Source organism: Bacillus sp. Leaf49, from assembly GCF_001426125.1.
Lineage (GTDB): Bacteria > Bacillota > Bacilli > Bacillales > Bacillaceae > Bacillus > Bacillus altitudinis.
Genome location: NZ_LMRK01000002.1, coordinates 82,085 through 101,716, shown reverse-complemented (window position 1 = coordinate 101,716; position 19,632 = coordinate 82,085). Strand labels below are relative to the sequence as shown.

The 19,632-nt window shown below is 40.5% G+C and carries 18 protein-coding genes; 10 read left to right on the top strand and 8 right to left on the bottom strand.

The features are described 5' to 3' along the window. Positions 1-7 precede the first annotated feature (7 nt). Together ASG46_RS03165 and ASG46_RS03160 are read right to left on the bottom strand one after the other, a co-directional pair. On the bottom strand, positions 8-1,435 hold the full coding sequence (locus ASG46_RS03165; protein WP_017358609.1) for an alanine/glycine:cation symporter family protein: 1,428 nt from the start codon (positions 1,433-1,435) through the stop codon (positions 8-10). Positions 1,436-1,468: 33 nt separating this feature from the next. Beyond that, positions 1,469-2,449 carry a glutaminase gene (locus tag ASG46_RS03160; RefSeq protein WP_008342152.1) on the bottom strand — a complete coding sequence of 327 codons (981 nt, stop codon included), beginning with the start codon at positions 2,447-2,449 and terminating at the stop codon, positions 1,469-1,471. Between the two features lie 517 nt (positions 2,450-2,966). Between ASG46_RS03160 and ASG46_RS03155 the strand changes: the two genes are divergently transcribed. From ASG46_RS03155 to ASG46_RS03145, 3 genes are all read left to right on the top strand, one after another. Next, on the top strand, positions 2,967-4,253 hold the full coding sequence (locus tag ASG46_RS03155) for an ATP-binding protein (protein WP_017358607.1): 1,287 nt from the start codon (positions 2,967-2,969) through the stop codon (positions 4,251-4,253). 4 nt (positions 4,254-4,257) lie between these two features. After that, positions 4,258-5,196 (top strand): response regulator, encoded by a 939-nt coding sequence (locus tag ASG46_RS03150; RefSeq protein ID WP_024719015.1) that lies wholly within the window; start codon positions 4,258-4,260, stop codon positions 5,194-5,196. Between the two features lie 193 nt (positions 5,197-5,389). After that, on the top strand, positions 5,390-6,481 hold the full coding sequence (locus ASG46_RS03145; RefSeq protein WP_056703080.1) for an SEC-C metal-binding domain-containing protein: 1,092 nt from the start codon (positions 5,390-5,392) through the stop codon (positions 6,479-6,481). Between the two features lie 48 nt (positions 6,482-6,529). On the opposite strand, the gene ASG46_RS03140 is transcribed toward ASG46_RS03145, so the two are convergent. Then, positions 6,530-7,570 carry a DUF4352 domain-containing protein gene (locus tag ASG46_RS03140; protein WP_056703077.1) on the bottom strand — a complete coding sequence of 347 codons (1,041 nt, stop codon included), beginning with the start codon at positions 7,568-7,570 and terminating at the stop codon, positions 6,530-6,532. A gap of 498 nt (positions 7,571-8,068) precedes the next feature. Here ASG46_RS03140 and ASG46_RS03135 point away from each other — a divergent pair, with 498 nt between their 5' ends. Beyond that, complete coding sequence (locus ASG46_RS03135; RefSeq protein ID WP_056703074.1) at positions 8,069-8,998, top strand: aldo/keto reductase; 930 nt, start codon at positions 8,069-8,071, stop codon at positions 8,996-8,998. 35 nt (positions 8,999-9,033) lie between these two features. Here ASG46_RS03135 and ASG46_RS03130 read toward each other — a convergent pair whose 3' ends face one another. Beyond that, positions 9,034-9,999 (bottom strand): sensor histidine kinase, encoded by a 966-nt coding sequence (locus tag ASG46_RS03130; RefSeq protein WP_056703071.1) that lies wholly within the window; start codon positions 9,997-9,999, stop codon positions 9,034-9,036. 11 nt (positions 10,000-10,010) lie between these two features. After that, the gene (locus ASG46_RS03125) at positions 10,011-10,712 is read right to left on the bottom strand and encodes a LytR/AlgR family response regulator transcription factor (RefSeq protein WP_024719011.1); all 702 of its coding nucleotides are present in this window, start codon (positions 10,710-10,712) and stop codon (positions 10,011-10,013) included. A gap of 160 nt (positions 10,713-10,872) precedes the next feature. On the opposite strand from ASG46_RS03125, the gene ASG46_RS03120 reads away from it, so the two are divergent. From ASG46_RS03120 to ASG46_RS03110, 3 genes are all read left to right on the top strand, one after another. Beyond that, on the top strand, positions 10,873-11,613 hold the full coding sequence (locus ASG46_RS03120) for an ATP-binding cassette domain-containing protein (protein ID WP_041508193.1): 741 nt from the start codon (positions 10,873-10,875) through the stop codon (positions 11,611-11,613). Continuing rightward, positions 11,613-12,794, top strand: a complete 1,182-nt coding sequence (locus tag ASG46_RS03115) for an ABC transporter permease (protein WP_017358600.1) — start codon at positions 11,613-11,615, stop codon at positions 12,792-12,794. Before ASG46_RS03120 ends, ASG46_RS03115 begins: the two co-directional genes overlap by 1 nt. 99 nt (positions 12,795-12,893) lie before the next feature. After that, a complete protein-coding gene (locus ASG46_RS03110; RefSeq protein WP_235562203.1) occupies positions 12,894-13,112 on the top strand; it encodes a hypothetical protein in 219 nt (72 codons plus the stop codon). A gap of 305 nt (positions 13,113-13,417) precedes the next feature. On the opposite strand, the gene ASG46_RS03100 is transcribed toward ASG46_RS03110, so the two are convergent. After that, entirely contained in the window at positions 13,418-14,479 is a 1,062-nt protein-coding gene (locus tag ASG46_RS03100) for a DUF4352 domain-containing protein (RefSeq protein WP_007498351.1), read from the bottom strand. Positions 14,480-15,018: 539 nt separating this feature from the next. Between ASG46_RS03100 and ASG46_RS03095 the strand changes: the two genes are divergently transcribed. Both ASG46_RS03095 and ASG46_RS03090 read left to right on the top strand, forming a co-directional pair. Further along, positions 15,019-15,447, top strand: a complete 429-nt coding sequence (locus ASG46_RS03095; protein ID WP_008342138.1) for a cell wall hydrolase — start codon at positions 15,019-15,021, stop codon at positions 15,445-15,447. A 112-nt stretch (positions 15,448-15,559) separates the two neighbouring features. Further along, positions 15,560-16,339, top strand: coding sequence for a glucose 1-dehydrogenase (locus ASG46_RS03090; protein WP_008342137.1), 780 nt, complete (start codon positions 15,560-15,562; stop codon positions 16,337-16,339). Positions 16,340-16,358: 19 nt separating this feature from the next. On the opposite strand, the gene ASG46_RS03085 is transcribed toward ASG46_RS03090, so the two are convergent. Both ASG46_RS03085 and ASG46_RS03080 read right to left on the bottom strand, forming a co-directional pair. Continuing rightward, on the bottom strand, positions 16,359-17,399 hold the full coding sequence (locus ASG46_RS03085; protein WP_056703065.1) for an acyltransferase family protein: 1,041 nt from the start codon (positions 17,397-17,399) through the stop codon (positions 16,359-16,361). Positions 17,400-17,612: 213 nt separating this feature from the next. Then, entirely contained in the window at positions 17,613-18,605 is a 993-nt protein-coding gene (locus ASG46_RS03080; RefSeq protein ID WP_039963220.1) for an LLM class flavin-dependent oxidoreductase, read from the bottom strand. 417 nt (positions 18,606-19,022) lie between these two features. On the opposite strand from ASG46_RS03080, the gene ASG46_RS03075 reads away from it, so the two are divergent. Next, a complete protein-coding gene (locus ASG46_RS03075) occupies positions 19,023-19,625 on the top strand; it encodes a TerD family protein (protein ID WP_017358594.1) in 603 nt (200 codons plus the stop codon). The last annotated feature ends 7 nt before the right edge of the window (positions 19,626-19,632 follow it).

Below are 19,632 nucleotides of genomic sequence, written 5' to 3'. Positions count from 1 at the left end.
ATTTGTTTTATCCGATTTGATTCTTTTTCAAGGAAACCGGTTCGTCGTCCCAGCATTCAATCTCTTCATTGTTTGGAACGGCATTTTTATAGAAAACAGGATCTTTGCCTTCTTTTTTCTGTCTCATGTAATCCTTCAGTGCTGCAAAGGCGACTTTGGACAACATGGTAATGGCAATGAGGTTGACGATGACCATGAGACCCATGAATAAGTCAGCTAGACCCCAAACGAGAGGAACAGTGGCAACAGCTCCGAATAGAACCATGCCAATGACAGCAACACGATAGATGTTGAGCCAAATTTTATTCGCTCCCAAGAACTCAATGTTCGTTTCACCATAGTAATAGTTACCGATTAACGTACTAAAAGCGAATAAGAAAATCATGATCGCCAGGAATCCAGAAGCCCAAGGCCCAATGTGCTGGCTTAATGAAGCCTGAGTTAGCTCAATTCCTTCCAGATTGGTTGTTTTATACGCATCAGAGAACAGAACAAGAAAGGCTGTACTTGTACAAATAATTAACGTATCTGTTAACACACCAAATGCTTGGATTAACCCTTGTTTGACAGGATGGCTCGTGACAGCAGTTGCTGCTGCGTTAGGGGCACTACCCATACCGGCTTCGTTTGAAAAGAGACCGCGTTTAATCCCTTGTAACAATGCTCCACCTAATGTACCGCCGGCAAACTGTTCAAATCCGAAAGCATGCTTCACAATCGTACTGATGACACCTGGTAGTTCAGTGATATTTGTGATAATGACAAAGAAAGCAATCCCGATGTAAGCAACGGCAAGAAAAACGACAATATATTCAGATGCTTTTGCAATCGCTTTGATTCCTTTGAAAATAATGAACGCAAAAATAACAGCCATAACGATTCCGACAGTTAAACGATCTAGGCCAAAAGAGTTTTTAAAAGCGACGGTGATTGTATTTGATTGCACTGCGTTAAAGACAATCCCAAAAGAGATCGTGATCAGGATGGCAAATAAAATCCCCATCCAGCGCTTATTTAACCCTTTTTCCATGTAATAAGCAGGTCCACCGCGGAATCCTGTTTTATCTTTGACTTTATACACCTGAGCTAGTGTACTTTCAACAAAGCTTGAAGCAGAACCGATAATTGCTACGATCCACATCCAGAAGATTGCGCCAGGTCCACCGATCGCAATAGCGATGGCAATCCCTGTGATATTCCCTGTTCCTACACGTGCTGCCATACTGATGGCAAAAGCTTGGAACGGTGAGATTCCCTCTTTTTCTTTTCTTCCTTCTTTTAGAACACGCAGCATTTCTTTGAGCATTCTGACTTGCAGGAAGCGTGATCTATATGTGAAGTAGACCCCTACTCCAAGTAACAGAGCAATGATTAGATAAGTCCAAATAAAATCATTTGTAGTTGTTAAATAAGATAGCAAAGCTTTTTCGTTCATAACATCACCTCTTCGAATTCATCACTGTTCTTTTTAAAAAATACTGAGATCCCACTCTTTGGCGAGTTTCTTCAGCATCATGACACCGGTAATACTATTTCCACAATCGTCAATGGCAGGACCATAAATGCCGATACCGCAGCCTGTCTGAAATGGGAATTCTCTTCTTGCGCTTGGCGGAACGCAAGCCATGATTCCTCCAGACACACCACTTTTGGCTGGAACGCCTACGAAAGCGGCAAAATTACCAGACGCATTGTACATGCCGCATGTCAGCATCAATGCCTTTGTTAGTCTTGCGATATCTTTTGGGATGACTTGGACTTGTTTAAAGGGATGGTAGCCATCACTTGAAATAATCAGTCCAATCAAGGCGATGTCCTCTGTTGTGACCTCAATGGAACATTGCTTTAAATACACTTCTAACGTGTCCTCGACATCTGATTCTAAGTAATTGGTTTCTTTTAAATAATAAGCAAGTGCCCGGTTGCGGTGTGCAGTTGCCCATTCTGATTGATAAACCTCTTCATTAACAGAAGGACGCTTCCCTATTAAGTTTTCGATTAAATCGAAAATATATGCTAGCTTTTCTGTAGAAGTCTTTCCAGGAAGGATGGAGGATACGGTAATAGCTCCAGCATTAATCATTGGATTAAAGGGCTTCCCTGGTTTATGCATCTCAAGGCGGTAGATGGAATTAAATGCATCACCAGTTGGCTCTACATCTACCCGATCCAAGACGTACGGAACGCCTCTTCCTAAACAGGCAGCTATAAAGCTGATGACTTTTGAGATACTTTGCAGGGTAAAGGGAACGTCCCAATCACCATAACGTACAGATGATCCATCTGGGCCTATCACGCTGATACCAAGTTGAGAGGAATTTACTTTTCCGAGTGCTGGAATGTAGCCAGCGTTCTGCCCGTTTTTGTAATACGGACGTATTTCTTCTGCCCATTGATCAACAGAAGACTGGCATGCGTGTTGTGTATTATTAGAAATTGCTGTTTTCATACGATTCCTCCAATCAAAAATCAAAAAGTACCCTATTGAATTGGCGGATGACAAAAAATGCGATCAAATAGGCACGAAAACATGTTACACATCTTCAAAGAACTTGTCATGCGCTGCTTGTACCACTCCTTTACACCTAAATATATGTTCAAATGAAGGCTTTGGCGGCGAAACAACAAAAAGGGTTTTTAGTGAAAATTCAGAAAACGCTTACATATAGTTTCACTAAAATTGTTCATTCAATTTATCTTGGAAACTACACAATCTGACGAAAATCTACAGAAAAACTTACAAATAAAAATCAGTCTGCATGGAATTGTCTAAACAATTCCCATTATTGTAGACAATCTCCAAATCGTAGAATAGCTGAAAGGTCACCATGCCTTCTCGGAGAATAGTCATAAAAAATGATTTTGAAGAGAGAAGTAGCCGTGAAAATAATTTTTTTGCTCATTGTGAAGCAAAGAGTCTCCTTGTATACTGTGGCTATGTAAACAGGGGAAGGGATGTCAGTCATTTGAGTTTAAACCAGCTTGTCAAAAAAGACGCATTTATTTTGATTTTTATGATCGTCATTGTGCCGCTTGCGGGAGAGCTGAAGTTTTATCCTGTGAATGAAACATTTCGTATTAGTTTTGGGGCACCTGCGTTTTTCTTTTGCTTATTACTTTTAAGAAAATCAAGACCATTGCTGCCAGGGTTTTTAACAGGCGCAGCCATTGTCCTATTTCGGGTAGGTTTAGATCTTATTCAGCAAAAAGCTGATCTGGCTCTGTCATTTTATCAGCAGTTTCCGAGCTTCTTTTTTTACTTTACTTATGCTTTTCTTTTCTTTGTTGTCCGTACAGGCCGTTTCAAGCAGCGTTCCATTTTTATTGGGCTGATCGGACTGATGATTGAACTGCTGGCTGATTTTGTTGAGCTGTTTGTACAATTTTTAGTGTTTGATACAACCATGACTTTCTCAAAGCTGAGTGATATGATCCTCATTGCATTTGCTCACAGCTTCGTGGTCATCAGCTTTTTTAATATGATGAGGCTGTATGAGGCACAATCAAGAGAGAAACAAATCATGAAGCAAAATGAGCATATGATGATGGTCATTTCAAATTTATATGAGGAAACAGTTCATTTAAAGAAAACGTTAAATCATACAGAGCACATAACGCAAGAATCCTATCGGCTCTATCGTCTGCTGAATGAACATGAGGCAGGAAAGAAAGTGAGTCAGGAGCTGCTGAAGCTTGCAGGGGAAATACATGAAGTCAAAAAGGACAATCAGCGTATTTACGCTGGGCTTTCAAAGCTGATTTCAAAGGAAAATATGCAAGATTATATGAGGGCAGAGGATCTTGTTCAAATCGTGATTCGCATTCAAGAGAAATATGCGCTATCTCTCGGGAAGAACATTTCCTTTACATCTGATATAAAAGGCATTCACTTGCATGAGTATCATGTGTTCATTTTCTTATCGCTGATTAATAATTTAATGGCAAATGCAGTTGAAGCAATCAAGGATGATGGAGCCATCTCACTCGTATTAAAAGGCAGTCATGATAAAATAGAGATTCGGGTCGAGGATGATGGACCGGGTATCCCTGAGAAATTGAGAGAGATTGTATTTGATCCTGGATATACCTCAAAATTTGATGCATATGGAACACCGTCAACTGGGATTGGCTTATCCTATGTGAGAGAGCTGGTTCAAGAGCTGGACGGTCAAATCCAGATTGAGCAGAAAGAAACGAAAGGAACAGCTTTTCAGCTTGTTCTTCCGATAAAAAATTTAATACAGAGAGGGTGAGTGTATGCGATTTTTCATTGCAGATGATGATCGTGCAATACGCTCGATTTTAGGTCAGATCATTGAGGATGAGGATCTAGGAGAGGTCGTGGATGAAGCTGATGACGGCATTGGATTAGAAGCGCATTCATTGAACCTGAAAAAAGTAGACATCCTTCTGATTGATCTTTTAATGCCAGCTAGAGATGGCATTCAAACCATACGTCATATTCACCCTGAATTCAAAGGAAAGGTCATCATGATATCTCAAGTAGAAGCAAAAGAGATGATGGCAGAAGCCTATGAACTTGGAATTGAATATTATATTCATAAACCCGTCAATCGAATTGAGATTGTCAGTGTCATTCGAAAGGTCATGGAGCGGATCAAGCTCGAAAAATCAATTTACGATATTCAAGCTTCTCTTCGGCATGTGCTGCCATTAGAGCCAGTGATTTCTCATGAGACAGGTACTGGATCAAAGCGAAGAACGATGAAAGAGGCAGGGGAATTCCTCCTATCTGAATTAGGAATTGTCGGAGAGAGTGGCTCTAAGGATTTACTAGAGATATTGATCTACTTACATGAAACGCAGACAGCCAATTCTCATGAGGTGAATTTTCCGCCATTAAAGCAGCTATTTATCAAAACGGCGGAACGAAAGCTTGGTCGTGGTGCGGCGGATGTGGAAGTGATGCGGGAAGTGAAAGCAGCAGAGCAGCGAATTAGACGAGCCATCCATCATTCCTTAAATCATTTCGCATCACTTGGGCTCACAGATTTTTCAAATCCTAAATTTGAGCACTATGCGTCGAAGTTTTTTGATTTCACTGATGTCAGCCAAAGGATGAAAGAAATGCAGAAGACTTCTTCATCTGCAGGGTCAACAGGCAGAGTCAATACGAAAAAGTTTGTGCAAATCTTTTATTTTGAAGCAAAGCAGCTATTCGAAGGGATGAGCTGAGGGAAATCTATTGGAATGATTGGAGAAAATAAACAGAGACAGAGTGCTTTTGACTATGAGCCGCCTTGCTCTTTTAGACGTCTTTGTTATTTATCTGATCATTCTGATTTTTCTTTTTTCTTGAAAATAAAACTCTCCTGTGCAATCGTTTGTTAAAATAGTGAGGTTAGACTAGAATGTCGGAGGTTTTATTTTGGGAAAAATTAAACGAAATGCGCTCTGCCCATGCGGAAGCGGAAAAAAATATAAACATTGCTGTGGTCAAAAGTCAGGCGGAGAACAAACGTCTGAGCTTGTGTTTAAGGAAGCTGTACAAGTTCAAAAGGATTTAATGAATTATGCGTTCTCTAAGCATCAGAGAGCGATCAATCAATTCATTAATGAGTTTTCTTTCCTAGCAGATATGGATAAAGAAACGCAACAAATCTCAGTCTTTCATTTGAGTGTATGGGGCATTTTCTTCCGCCCATTAACAGATAAGAAAGAGACCATCTTCCAAGAATTCCTGACAAAAAAAGCAGAAGATATTACCCGTCCTAAAACAAGACAAGTGGTTGAATCTTGGACAGACATGGAGCCATCTTTGCTTTTATTAAATGAAAAAACGGACGAGTCTCTTTACTTTGAGAATATGGTGACAGCTGACAAGGTTGAAGTTGATGTGAAGCCGGATCAAACCGTGCTCCCTGAGAAAGGTAGTCTTGTTCTAGGTTTCCCTGTTCAGTTTGAAGAAAAAGCAGAGTTTTTCATTCAATATACGATGTTCGCGAAAGAGTTTACTGATACGCTTCTTCTTCAGGTTCGCCAGCTCGTTGAAGCACATGAGGCAAACGGAGGAGCACGTAGTACATTTATGAGAGAAGCCTTCCCTGAAGTGCTGAAGTGTATGTTTGCGAAGCAAGAAGCTGAAGAAATAGAAGCGCCTGCTCAAACAGAAGGAAGTACAGTAGGACTATCAGCAGATCGGATGGACTGGGCTAGTGACGTTCAGTTGGAAACAGCCAAGCTGATTGAAGACGGGATGAAAGAGCACGGTGACCAAAGCCTGACAGATGGCGCTTTAACAGTTTGGAAAGCTTACTGTGATCAGAAAGCACCTGTGATCCGTAAAGCGGCGTCATTTGCTGCGGGAATCGAATATTATATTCATTCACTTGCAAGCGATGCCCCGCTTTCTCAAGCACAAGTTGCTAAAAAGTATGGCATTAGTGCGTCTACTGTATCGAGCCGATTTAAAGATATTGAAAAAGCGGTGAAAGAAGAGCAAGAGACGACTGTATCATAGCATGAAAAAAGACGCGGCACCTTTCAAGGAGCCAGCGTCTTTTTTTCATCATCTTGTTTTAATAAAACCACTCATGTATTGCTCTGTATTATAATCATTGAGGTCAATTTTCCACTGACCATCTCCGTTACGTTTCATTTTCACTTCATACTCAGCAGGGCTTGAGACTGGAGGAAGCTTTTCAAACTCAGATGCGTACATATTCAAGCTTTTCTTATACAATTCTTCTTTCGAACGGATTTTGCCGTTGTAAAACTCATCTCTTTGTTTGTCTAGTTTGTCTTTTAAGTTAGAAGCATCAATACCGGTTACTTGAGCGACAACCTTCGCTTCGTCATCTGAGATGCTTTTCACACTTGTTTCCACTTTCGCTTTATCCTTCATTGTATTTTGCATGCGTTTGTACATGGATAAAATATCGCGGTCACTGACTTCGTTTCCATATATGCCTGCACTTCTTTTAAAGTCTTTCACAAACATTTCGTGATATTTATTAACGACATCTGATTGATTGTCACCTGTTAATTCTGAGAATTGATCATTCTTTTTGTCAAAAACAATGAGATCTGTATAAGCAGATAGTGCTTTTGCTGGGTTATCTAGCTTTTTCGCTGTATCCAGTATCTTTTCGCCATCTAGTTCCATTTCGATCGAATCGCTGTTTTTCTTGATGCTATCTTGGTACACGAACTGATATTTTTTGCCTTTATCTACTAGGAAATAAAGCGCTCCTGATAGTGATTTCCCTTTGTTCAATGACCCAAGATCAAGGCGGTCTTTACTGCCGTAGAATTTTAAATCAGAGACTTTGGCATCGTCCTGATAAAGGGTGAAATCAGAGTTATATAGTGAAAGGGCTTTGTCACCTTTGTTGGTGATCGTCAGGTTGACTTTTAACACCAATTCATTGTCTCGCAAGGTAGTTGTTGAGTCTACTGGTAACGTATATTCGTAGCTATTCACTTTTACCTCTGCTGTTTTTGTTGACTTTTGGTCAGCCTTTGTTGATTTTGCTGAGCTCTGGCAGGCTGCAGAGATGATCATCACGAATGAAATCATGAGGAGTGCACTTATTTTTTTAAGATTCACAGTTGATGCTCCTTTGCTTTTCTTTCGTCATTTTCTTCCCGCTATCTGAATGAGAAAAAAGAAACAGATAGAATGGTATATTCGGGTGTTAAAGGGGAAAATCTCCTAATGACGATTTGCACTATTCATTCTATCGAATTTCATTCGTGATGAGGAATAGGTTTTAGTCCCTATCTTTGATAGATTTTTACACAAATACCTATAAAAAACGGAATTTAATAAGTAGAATATACTAGTTAATAAGAATTAATTTATCTATTTATCATGAGTTTTAAATGTTTTGTGTGTAAAAATCTTGAAACGGAGGTAGTTTTCATTTCAAAAGATGTGTTAGGATTCACATCGCAAAACTTTTCGTTTAAGTATATCTTCATCATACGAATCTGTTTCTTTCAAAGCGTCCACCTTCAGATTGATTTTCAGAGAGCAGAATACTTGAATGTTGAAAATGATTCATGGGAAAATAAGGATGATTAAGCAGATAAGGGAGATGAGCTTTTGAAAAAAGTAACGCTTGGACGAACTGATTTACAGGTGAATCCGATAGGGCTTGGAACAAATGCAGTAGGTGGCCATAATTTATTCCCGAATCTGAGTGAAGATGCAGGGCGGGAGCTAGTAGAAACTGCTCTTGATCATGGTGTCAATTTCTTAGATTCTGCTTTTATTTATGGGCTGGGCCGTTCAGAAGAATTGATTGGCGAGATCATTGCCAAAAGAGGCGGCAGAGACGAACTGGTTCTTGCGACAAAAGGGGCTCATAAAGAAGTAAACGGACAAATCGAACTGGACAATAGCCGTGATTTCTTAAGACAGCAGGTCGAAGACAGCCTGAAGAGGTTGCAAACCGATTATATTGATTTGTACTATATGCATTTCCCAGATGGCCGCACGCCGCTGGATGAAGTGGCAGGTACTTTAAAGGAATTGAAGGATGAGGGGAAAATCCGGGCAATTGGGGCATCAAACCTTGATTTTGAACAGCTTCAAACCTTTAATCGAGATGGATACCTAGACGTGCTTCAATCAGAGTATTCTCTGCTGAAACGTCAGGCCGAGCAAGACCTTCTCCCGTACTGCGTGGAGCATGGGATTTCCTTTATCCCTTATTTTCCATTGGCGTCAGGCCTGTTGACTGGGAAGTTTACAAAGGATGCGACATTTGATGATATTCGAGCAAAGGACCCGCTTTTCCAAGGTGATGCTTTCCTTCAAAACCTCGAAAAAGTAGACAAACTGAAGACCATTGCGCAATCAAAACATGCCGAAACAGCCCATGTAGCGCTGGCGTGGCTGTTGGCGCAGGATGGCATTGATGCCATTATTCCTGGTGCAAAACGAGCCGAGCAAGTCTTACAAAACTTGAAAACAAACGATGTTCAATTAACAAAAGAAGAAATTAGCGAAATCGATCAGATCTTTTCATAATATAAAAAATAAGGTGCCAAGTAGCACCTTATTTTTTATGCCATTGTGAGAGGAATCTTGATCACGAGCCTCAGGTTTGGAGAACGATACGTAAAATCAAGCGTGCCGTCTGCCTTTTCAACAAGCTGATGAATGATATAAGTACCCATACCTTGATGATCACCGCCTTTTGTCGAGCGGCCAAACGTCTTGAACAGATGATCTAATACGTGTTTTTCCATTCCCTTCGTACTGTTTTCACAATGAATCAAAAAGAGCCCGCTCCGGATGGAAGTCGTGATCGAGATGCTTCCCTCGTTCCCAGCTTGCTTCGCTTCAATAGCGGCATCTAATGCGTTATCAAGCAGGTTGCCAGTAAAACTCACCTGATCCGCCTTAGAAAAAGGAAGAGAAGAAAAGGGTGCTTGAAGATCTAGTGAAAGGGCAATGTCCCCTTTTTCAGCCCGCTGGAAAAAGGAATGAAGGGTGGAGGCCAAATAAGCATTTTCCCCTTTGATCCAAGGGAAATGTTTCACGTATTGCTGAATCAAATCTTTGATCTCATGCTCGTCATTCGATGCGGAAAAGGCATTTAAATGTCTAGCTGTTTCATGGTGTTTACTTCGCAGCTCAAGCAGCAAGTCATTGGTCCTCGACTCAGCATGAATCAGCTCTTGAAGCCGTCCATTTAATCGTTGCTCCGTTTGCATCACCTTGAAGGAAAGAAGATCGGCTGTCAAAATGATGATGACAGTTAAAAGATGGCTTAGTCCATTTCCGTGCGTGAGAAAAAGTGAAATGCCTGAACAGGTGATGAGCACAAAAGCGCCTAATATCACGTAACCACTCATACCTAGCCAAAACCTTTTGTAAATGAAAAATGTGTAAAGGCACATGATGCAAAAGGTCAGAAGCCACACCATGCTTGATGACAAAGGCAGAACAGCTTTAGCAGCAGCTTGAACTGCAAGACCGAGCCAGATGAGCGTATATATGCGAAATCCAAGATAGAAAGCGTTCACGTTCGTTCTCCTTAAAAGTAGTATTTCTTAAAGTATTCTAATTGCTGCTTCGTCATCATGGCTTTTTTATCAGTCCCTTCAAAAGACACGATAAATGAATTTTTGGCATACGCCGAAAAGTTCTTAATGTAATGAATATTGATGATAAACGAGCGGTGGGAGCGGATAAAGTCTTTCTCAGCTAAATCCCCTTTTAACTCGTTGAGAGTTTGGTATGTTTGAATATCTCCTGTTGTTGTGACAATGGTCGTCGACCTGCCAGTACGTTCAACAAAGATGACATCCTTTTTTTGCAGTACATGGATATTTGATTGCTGCTTGATGAGAAGCCGTCCGTGAATGCTTTTCTCCTGCTTGGTGGACATGTAGCGCTCTAAGGATTTGGCGATTCGATCAGCTTGATAAGGCTTCATAATATAATCATGGACATTCAAATCAAAGGCATGGACAGCATACCCACTGTTTCCCGTCACAAATACAACATCCACATTCAGTGCATGGGAGTGAATAAGGTCTGCTAATTCATAGCCAGACATGCCAGGCATCTCAATGTCTGCAAACAATAGATCAATGTCGCCCTGTTTGACCTTCTCATATGCATCCTCCGCTGACTGCGTCACAAAAACGATGTCAACGGCATCCATTCTGCCGACAATGGCATGCAGCTTTTCTAAATCCACTCGGTAATCATCGACAAGACCTACTTTTATCATAAAAATCACCTATGACTCTTCTTATTATTTGTCTATTTTACCATTTGTTTTTTAAAATGGATCATTTCAAGACAGAAAAAGGACGTTTCGCGACATTTTTATGTCAGACAGGCGGTATTTTTTCTATCATAGACGTAGATAGTCGAAAGGGGCGAACCAAATGATTACTCTCAGCGATTGTAGTTGCTGGTTTACAGATAAGAAAAAAGTCGTAAAGGCGATGAAACATATGACATTCTCCGTGAAGGAAGGAGAAGTCGTCGGCATCTTAGGAGAAAATGGAGCGGGGAAAACCACATTACTACGCGCCGTTGCCACATTATTAGAACCTACGCACGGATCAGTCACTGTCGCAGGCTTTGATACAGTCAAAGAAGCAACTGAAGTGAAGAAGCGAATTGGGGTCTTGTTTGGCGGTGAGACGGGACTTTATGACCGTTTGACGGCTCGTGAAAACCTTGAATACTTTGGGAAATTATATGGCTTGGATCAGCATGAGATCAAAGCAAGAATTGAGGATTTAGCAAAGCGATTCGGGATGAGGCAGTACATGGATCGCAAGGTAAAAGGATTTTCAAGAGGGATGAAGCAAAAGGTGGCGATTGCCAGAACATTGATTCATGACCCTGACATTATTTTGTTTGACGAACCGACAACAGGTTTAGATATCACATCGAGTAATATTTTCAGAGAGTTTATTCATCAGTTGAAACAGCAAAATAAAACGATTCTATTTTCAAGCCACATCATGGAAGAAGTCAGCCTGCTTTGTGACAGTGTCATGATGATTCATCAAGGGGAGCTCGTGTACAAAGGAACGCTTCCAGAATTATATGCACAGGAACAAAGTGAAGACTTGAATTACATCTTTATGTCGAAGCTCGCAAGGGGGAATGCATAATGTGGAAAACCGTCTTTTTAAAAGAAATGACAGATTCGCTCAGAGATAGGAAAACGTTGCTCTTAACAGTGTTGATCCCTCTTTTGACGATGCTCGGACTCGTGTTTTTCTACGAAAGCATGATCGCTGATCCAGGCGATAAAACGTACACAGTCGCAATCAATGAAAAGCTTCCGTCCGATATGAATGACATGATCAAAGAAGTGAAAAACCTGAAACTTGAAACATTTGATGACCCGCAGCAAGCCGTTAAAGACGGTGAGGCAAATGCTTATCTAGAAATGCCAAAAGATGCAGGCGATATGCTTCAGCATCAAACATCGTTTGCCATTAAAGTCCATGGGTATCCAACAGATGATGATTCAGTGATTGCGGTTCAAATGCTGCAATCATTGCTTGAACAATATCAAAATCAAGTCGTAGAAAAGCGTTTGGCACAGGATCAGATCAAATCGTCAGTGATTCATCCGTTTGAGGTGCAATCGGTTGATGTGCAAGAAGGAGAGGACGGGGATGGAGAAAACGGGGTGACCACCATGCTGCTGTCGATTCTCCTTCCAATGATTTTAGTGACGTCTGTGATCTCAGGTGCTTTGCCAGCTGCGCTTGATATCGTAGCAGGTGAAAAGGATAGAAAGTCAATTGAAGCTTTATTCCTGACACCGGCCAGCAGACTTCAGCTTTTAATTGGAAAATGGCTAGCTGTTTCTATGTTTGGTATATTAAGTGGCATTGTGGCGATTGGCATGCTGCTGCTCTCTACATTGCTCTTTACAGAAAAACTGAAACAAGCGCTGAACTTCGGAGATCAAGTGTGGAGCATCATCGGCGTTATGTTTGCGGCATTAATTATTTTCTCATTCATGGTATCCATGATTGAACTGCTGCTCAGTGTCGTTTCAAGCTCAGTGAAAGAAGCACAATCGTACATGTCCATGATCATTACACTAGGTGTGATTCCGATGTTTTTCACCATGAGAGCAGGCGCTACGCAGCTAGATACGTATTACTTTGCGATCCCATTCCTTAATATTCACGCACTATGCAAGCAATTGATGTTTGGCATCGTTGACCCGATGTCGATTGCCCTGACGCTTGGCTCCTCGGCGCTGACAGTGATGATTTTGTTTGTCATCGTGAGAAGTTTGTTTATGAAAGAGAAATGGATGCTTGCGAAATAGAAAGAACATTTCATTGATAGAAATGAAGAACTTGTAGATTTTTTCTATAAGTTTTTTGTTTTGTATGTTTAAGTGAGTGATAAAAAAGGGCTGATAGAATTGAGAAATGCAATTGATAGAGCTTTAGGTTCTGTTGCACATTTATTCCCATCTGACTATGAAGGCGATGAAACTTATATTGCTTTAGTAGACGATGAGCAAAGGTTCGAGAAATTAATCACTCCTTATGTAGAGGAATACATACAAGAAGATGATGCAGTTGATTCGATTGACATCATAAAAGGATATGATGCTGAAAAGGGGAATTCATCTTCATAGTATGTTGTATCCTTTTGTCAGTATATGCCATGTAATAAGGAGGTGCGAAAATTGCCCGCAGCTTTCAGTTATGGAATCACCTGTTTCATCGCTTTTCTACTAATCATTTTCGTTCTCACCCATAAAAAACTAGAAAAAAAACTAGATCTCACAATTTTGATCGTAGTAGCCACCACATTATTGATGGTGAATGTCTTGTGGATGTGGATCACCATTTTCTTCCTTACTTGTTTGTATGTCGGAATCAAATATAGACATCAATCAAAAAAAGACTAAAGAAAACCCCCGGGAACCGGGGGTTTTCTTTAGTTCTTGATGAACTTTTCAACCAATGAGCTTGTTTTGTAGTCGTTCAAATCAAGTTTCCATTGGTCGATATCGTTTTTCTTCATGTTCACTTCTACTGTTTCTTCAGAAGATGATGGTCCTAATTTTTTAAATTCATCTGGATAGATAGAAAGTAGATATTTCTGAGCATCATCATAAGATGCTGTACGGTTTTTGCTGTAGAATTCAGTTGCTTTTTCTTTTAAACGATCGACAAGCGGGCTTGCATCAATTGGTGTAAGTGTCACAGTCACGACAGCTTTATCACCGCTGATTGATTTTGTTTTCGTTGATACTTTTGATTTTTCAGCTAATGTTTCTTTCACAGCTTTTAGAAGCTTATCAAGGTTTTCGTCTTTTGCTGAGCTAGATGAAATACCAGAAGAAGAAATATAGCCTTGTTTGAATGATTTATCAAATTCGTTTACGACAGTTGATTTGTTATCACCTGTTAGTTTTTCGAAATCGTCATTTTTCTTACCAAAAATCATGACATCAATATAAGAAGAAAGGGCTTTTGCAGACGCTTGAAGTGTATCTGCCTTTTTCATCAAGTCTTTTCCTTTAATATCGAATTCTAGTGTTTTGTCATCTTTTTTCGATCCAGAACCAGGCTCTGTGTAAACCAATTGATAGTCTTTTTCTTTATCAACCACAAAGAAAAGACCACCTTTTGATACTTTACCTGCATTTAGAGAGCTTGAAGATAATACTTCGTTGTAGTCATCAGGAGAGATGGTAGACACCTGAGCGTCATCTTGGTAAAGCGTAAAGTTGCTTTTATCCACATTCAATGGTTCTTTGCTGATGTTTTTTACAGATACATTCACTTTTAGGACATACTGATCATCCTGAACAGATGTATCGTATTGAGGTGGTAAAGTGTACTCAGCACTTTCTACTTTTACTTCAGCTGCATCAAGAGATTTTTTTGTATCGCTTTCTTTCGCAGCAGTTTTGTCTTTTCCACCACTACAAGCAGCAGCGACAACAGTTACACACAAAATCAGAAGAAACAGGGATAATTTCTTTTTAAACATGAGATGTTTTCCTCCTCGGGTTTTATGGTGAATTTCATTGGAAAGCTTTAGTTCATATCGTTCTTTTTGCACAAAAAGAAAAATACTGTATGTTTTTTACTGTAGAATGAAGCGAAAGTACTGTCAATACCTCAGTGCGTTCGAAAGGTTCATCCACTTCAAGTAGTAAAAATGACACTATGTTGAGAGGAGAAATGTGTATTTTATTGTTTGAAATCTCCTGTAAAAACTCAACATTTTATATTTTAAGGTTTTGAGTCGGATTATTGAATAGGTTCAAATGACTGTTTTTGAAGAAGATGTAGCAAATAGAAGGATTTTTATGACTTGTAAATGAGTCGTTAGTAATGAATATTTTTTCCTGTGATGTGTATGATCACTAGGTTTGTGTGTTGTTGACAGAGAGACACTTGTCCAGCGAAATGTTGAGGTATTTAGACAGGCTCTCGACACGGAATGTGTCTTTTCCCTTCAAAATGGCAGTCATCTACACAGAAACCCTACATAAAATAAAAGAGAAATGAATGGGAGGTGGATGTATGGCAGTGGTAAGAGCGACAAGCTCTGATATTGATTTAATGGCCAGACTGCTGAGAGCCGAAGCGGAAGGTGAAGGGAAACAAGGGATGCTGCTTGTAGGAAATGTAGGCATCAATCGTTTGCGTGCCAACTGTTCTGACTTTAAAGGGCTGCGTACGATTCCACAAATGATTTATCAGGAGCATGCGTTTGAGGCAGTCACGCATGGCTATTTTTATCAGCGAGCACGAGAAAGTGAAAAGACACTTGCACGGAGGAACATTAATGGTGAACGATTTTGGCCTGCGAAATTCAGCCTTTGGTATTTCAAACCGCCTGGAAATTGTCCATCCACTTGGTACAATCAGCCGTTTGTGGCAAGGTATAAGTCACATTGCTTTTACCAGCCCACAGCTGAAACATGTGAGAATGTTTATAACACCTTTTAGCTTAATGAACAGCACAATCCTTTGTATTCAAGAGGATTGTGTTTTTCTTTTTTTCAAAATGGGTAACCATTGTGTATCAACAAGATGAAGCACGTGATTGGAGGAAATGAAGATGTATCAAGATTTAAAAGGGAAAACAGCCATTGTGACAGGTTCTTCTAAAGGCATAGGACAAGCCATCGCCTTGAGATTTGGACAAGAACAAATGAACGTGGTTGTGAATTATAAAGGTGATGAAGAGGGTGCTGAAGAAACAGTACAAGCCATCCAGCAGCATGGAGGTAGGGCGGTGAAAGTACACGCAGATGTCTCCAAAGAGGAAGGAATTCAGGCGTTAATGGATGCCGCGCTGGAGAATTTTAACGCACTAGACGTGTTCGTCAATAATTCGGGATTTAATGGTGAAGAAGCAATGCCGCATGAAATGACGTTGGAACAATGGCAAAAGGTCATTGATGTGAATATCACAGGCTCATTTTTAGGAGCAAAGGCAGCGATTGCCTATATGATGGAACATGATGTGAAAGGATCAATCTTGAATATATCCAGTGTCCATCAAGAGATCCCGCGTCCGTTTAATGTTCATTACTCTACTTCTAAAGGAGGAATGAATATGATGACGAAGACGCTGGCTCTTGATTATGCCGAAGCGGGTATTCGGGTCAATGCGATTGCACCAGGTACAATGGCAACGGAATCAAATGACGATCTTCAAGATGAACAGAAAAAACAAAAGCAGCTTGAGAAAATTCCAATGAGAACGTTTGGCGATCCGAAAGAGATTGGGTCTGCCGCTGCATTTCTCGTATCGAAAGAAGCTGCCTATATTACAGGTACTACATTATTTGTTGATGGAGGAATGACACTTTATCCATCTCAATTAAATGAATAATAGAAAAACATCCGCCCCGTTAGCCGGCGGATGTTTTTTCTTTGTAGCGGTGTGCTGACTTTGCTGGTTTGCCGAGCAGCATAGGATACTTGCTCAAGAAAGAGATACATGGCACCATGAGCAGCAATGTACCGATCGTATAAAAGAGCGTCCAAGAAAGCTGCGCTGTATCAGAGATATTGATGCCTAGCCCATAATAAACAAATGCCTTCATGATATCGATACCGGCAAATTGCAGGACGAGAATCACAATGGAATGACGTCCGAGATACGTCAATATCGTGGACGTTTTCAATTTGAAGCTTAAATAAATGACAGCAGATGAACCGAGCAGTGCACAAGCATAAAAAATGAATAGATCCCCATAGTCATTGACCCGCATATCAATTCGTGAATTAAAGCTTTGCATATATGCAGTCAGTACAAGCAGACCTGTACATAACAGAAGGGTAGGATCTGTTTTTAATTCCACAAACCATTGTTTTGCTAAAAATCCGATTGAATAAAACACAACAGCCGTTAACGCAACGTTGGCATTCCAAGGGAGACTCTGGTTTAACAATAGCGTGGAAGCATATCCGGCTCCACCGCAAAGGACGGTCAGTAAAATCAATACAGCTGGTTTTCCTTTTGTCAGACGATGCATCAAGAAAAACAACATTTCCACTAAAAAGAGCGTCGTTAAAAACCAGATGGCTGGGTTATGCGTCAGTCTTGCTTCATCGGCATTTGAAATGAAAATTCCCGTAAATGGAACGAAGGGATCAATATCTGTTTGCCCCTTAAAGGCGAAAAATCGGGTCACCGTGAACCAGAAAACGTACGTAATAATGGAGAAATAGAGATAAGGTAAGAGCAAGCTTTTCGCTTTTTTCTGTATAAATGATATAGCAGGTTGTGAGGATGATCGAAACATCATACCTGATAGTAAAAAGAAGAGTGGCATATGAAAAGAGTATATAAATTGCTTGAATGAATCAGGAATGGGTACATGTGCCATTACGACGAGCAGAATGCCGATTCCTTTAGCCGCATCCACCCAGTCGAGTCGTTTATTCATGGCCAGTCATCTCCTTCCTTTCTCAGCATTGTAAACCGTTACTTCATATGTACCTCTACTATATAAAAGGTACACCTACCATGCGTTTACAGTTCGCTAACGATTAGAAGACACATTTGCGATCAGATGACAGAAGGAAGCTTTTTGACATCTCGATGTTACATTTCCCATTTTTTATGACAATGTAAAAAAGAAGCCAACGAAAGATTGGCTTCAAAATAGTTCTGCGATTCGTTCAAAGGAACGCTGCTTTTCCATTGGATCAAATGAATTGTTTAATATCATGATCTCGCCTGTTTGATAGCGGTCCATTAAGATTTGCAGCTGTTCTTTCACTGTTTGCTTTGAGCCAACAATCATTCGCTGGCGGTTTTGTAACACTTTTTTCTTTTCTTGCTCAGTGTAATGATAGTTCTCAGCTTCTTCTATAGAAGGAACGCGACTGTCCAGTCCTTTTTCAACCCGAAGTAGCCATAAATCTGTACTGGTGGCAATGCGGCTTGCTTCCTCGTCTGTGTCTGCACAGATCACAAAGACAGCAAACATAGACTGAGGCTGACGTGAGAAAACGGATGGAGAAAAGTGTGACCGATACGCTTCAAAAGCTTGCCTGCCTCGTGCAGGATGAATAAAATGTCCGAAAATATAGTTGATTCCAAGTGATGCCGCCTGGATGGCACTGTTTTCCCCGAGTCCAAGCAGCCAGACTGGCGGATAAGAATCAACGAGCGGAGCCGCTTTCACTCCTGCATGCCGATGACCAGAAGGCAGGCTGTCAGATAAGTAAAAAAGAAGGTCCTCCAGCTGGCGGTCAAATTGAGACAGTTCTTTCTTCACGCCGTCTGTCAAAGCGAGTCTCGTCCGTTCAATTCCGCCTGGGGATTTACCAACCCCGATCTCAATCCGCCCAGGGTAAAGGGCTTCAAGCTGGCGGGTGACTTCTGCTACTTTAAAAGGGCTGTACTGCGGGAGTAAAATCCCCCCAGAGCCTGTGCGCAATGTCGATGTGTGTGAAGCAATATGTGCCATTAATATTTCAGGCGCTGTACTTGCGAGTCCTCTCGTGCTGTGGTGTTCAGCAAACCAATACCGCTCATACCCCAGTGTTTCCGCAAGCTTGGCCAGCTCTGTCGTATGAACCAATGTTTCTTGTGCGGACTGGCCTTTAGGGATGGCGACTTGATCTAATATATGAAGTGATGGCATCATCAACACCCTTTCATCAATACGTTGAATTCTATCCATAAGTATAAAGAAAGTCATGAACGGAAGGAAATGAAAGGGTTTATCACAGCTATGTACATGAATTTTCTATATCAACATATGAAGTGGATGCGCGCCCTGTTTTTAAGTGAGAGGCTGTGTAACGGGAACTTTCGACAATGTTTCACATGAAACACTTCTTTTACGACATGAATCATTTTTGTCATGGATCTTTCTTTAAAAAAATATCATCATATTGAAACCTCTTTTATACATAGATCGTATATACTAGTAAATAGAAAAAAGAGTAAGAGGCTCCAATGTCATTTCATGAATTTTGTCGAATTTTCATGTATGATGATTTTAATAGGGTCCATCGCTTAATAAATAGATTTTTATTATGCTGGAGGAGTGATTGATTTGGCGATTACATTAGAAAAAGGTCAACGTATTGATTTAACAAAAGGAAAAGCAGGACTAACCAATATTCTAGTTGGACTTGGCTGGGACCCTGTGTCACAAGGCGGCGGTTTTTTAGGTAAGCTGTTTGGCGGAGGCGGCGGTGCTGATATTGATTGTGACGCTTCAGTGCTGATGCTGAAAAATGATAAGTTTGTTGAAAATAAAGATTTGATTTACTTTGGTAACTTGAAAAGCAAATGCGGCAGTGTTGAGCATACAGGTGACAACCTGACAGGTGAAGGAGACGGAGATGATGAACAAGTCCTCGTCAACTTAAGCAAGGTACCAGGCAATGTGAATAAATTGGTGTTCGTTGTGAACATTTATGATGCACTTAGAAGAAACCAACACTTTGGTATGATTCAAAATGCTTACATCCGAATTGTTGACCGTTCAAACAATCAAGAATTAGTGAAATATAATTTGAAAGATGAATATGCAGGTAAAACATCATTAATCGTTGGAGAGCTTTATCGCCACGAGAATGAGTGGAAGTTTGCAGCTGTAGGAAATGGTACAAACGATGCGAAGCTTGCCGATATTACGAGAAACTACATTTAATTTAGAA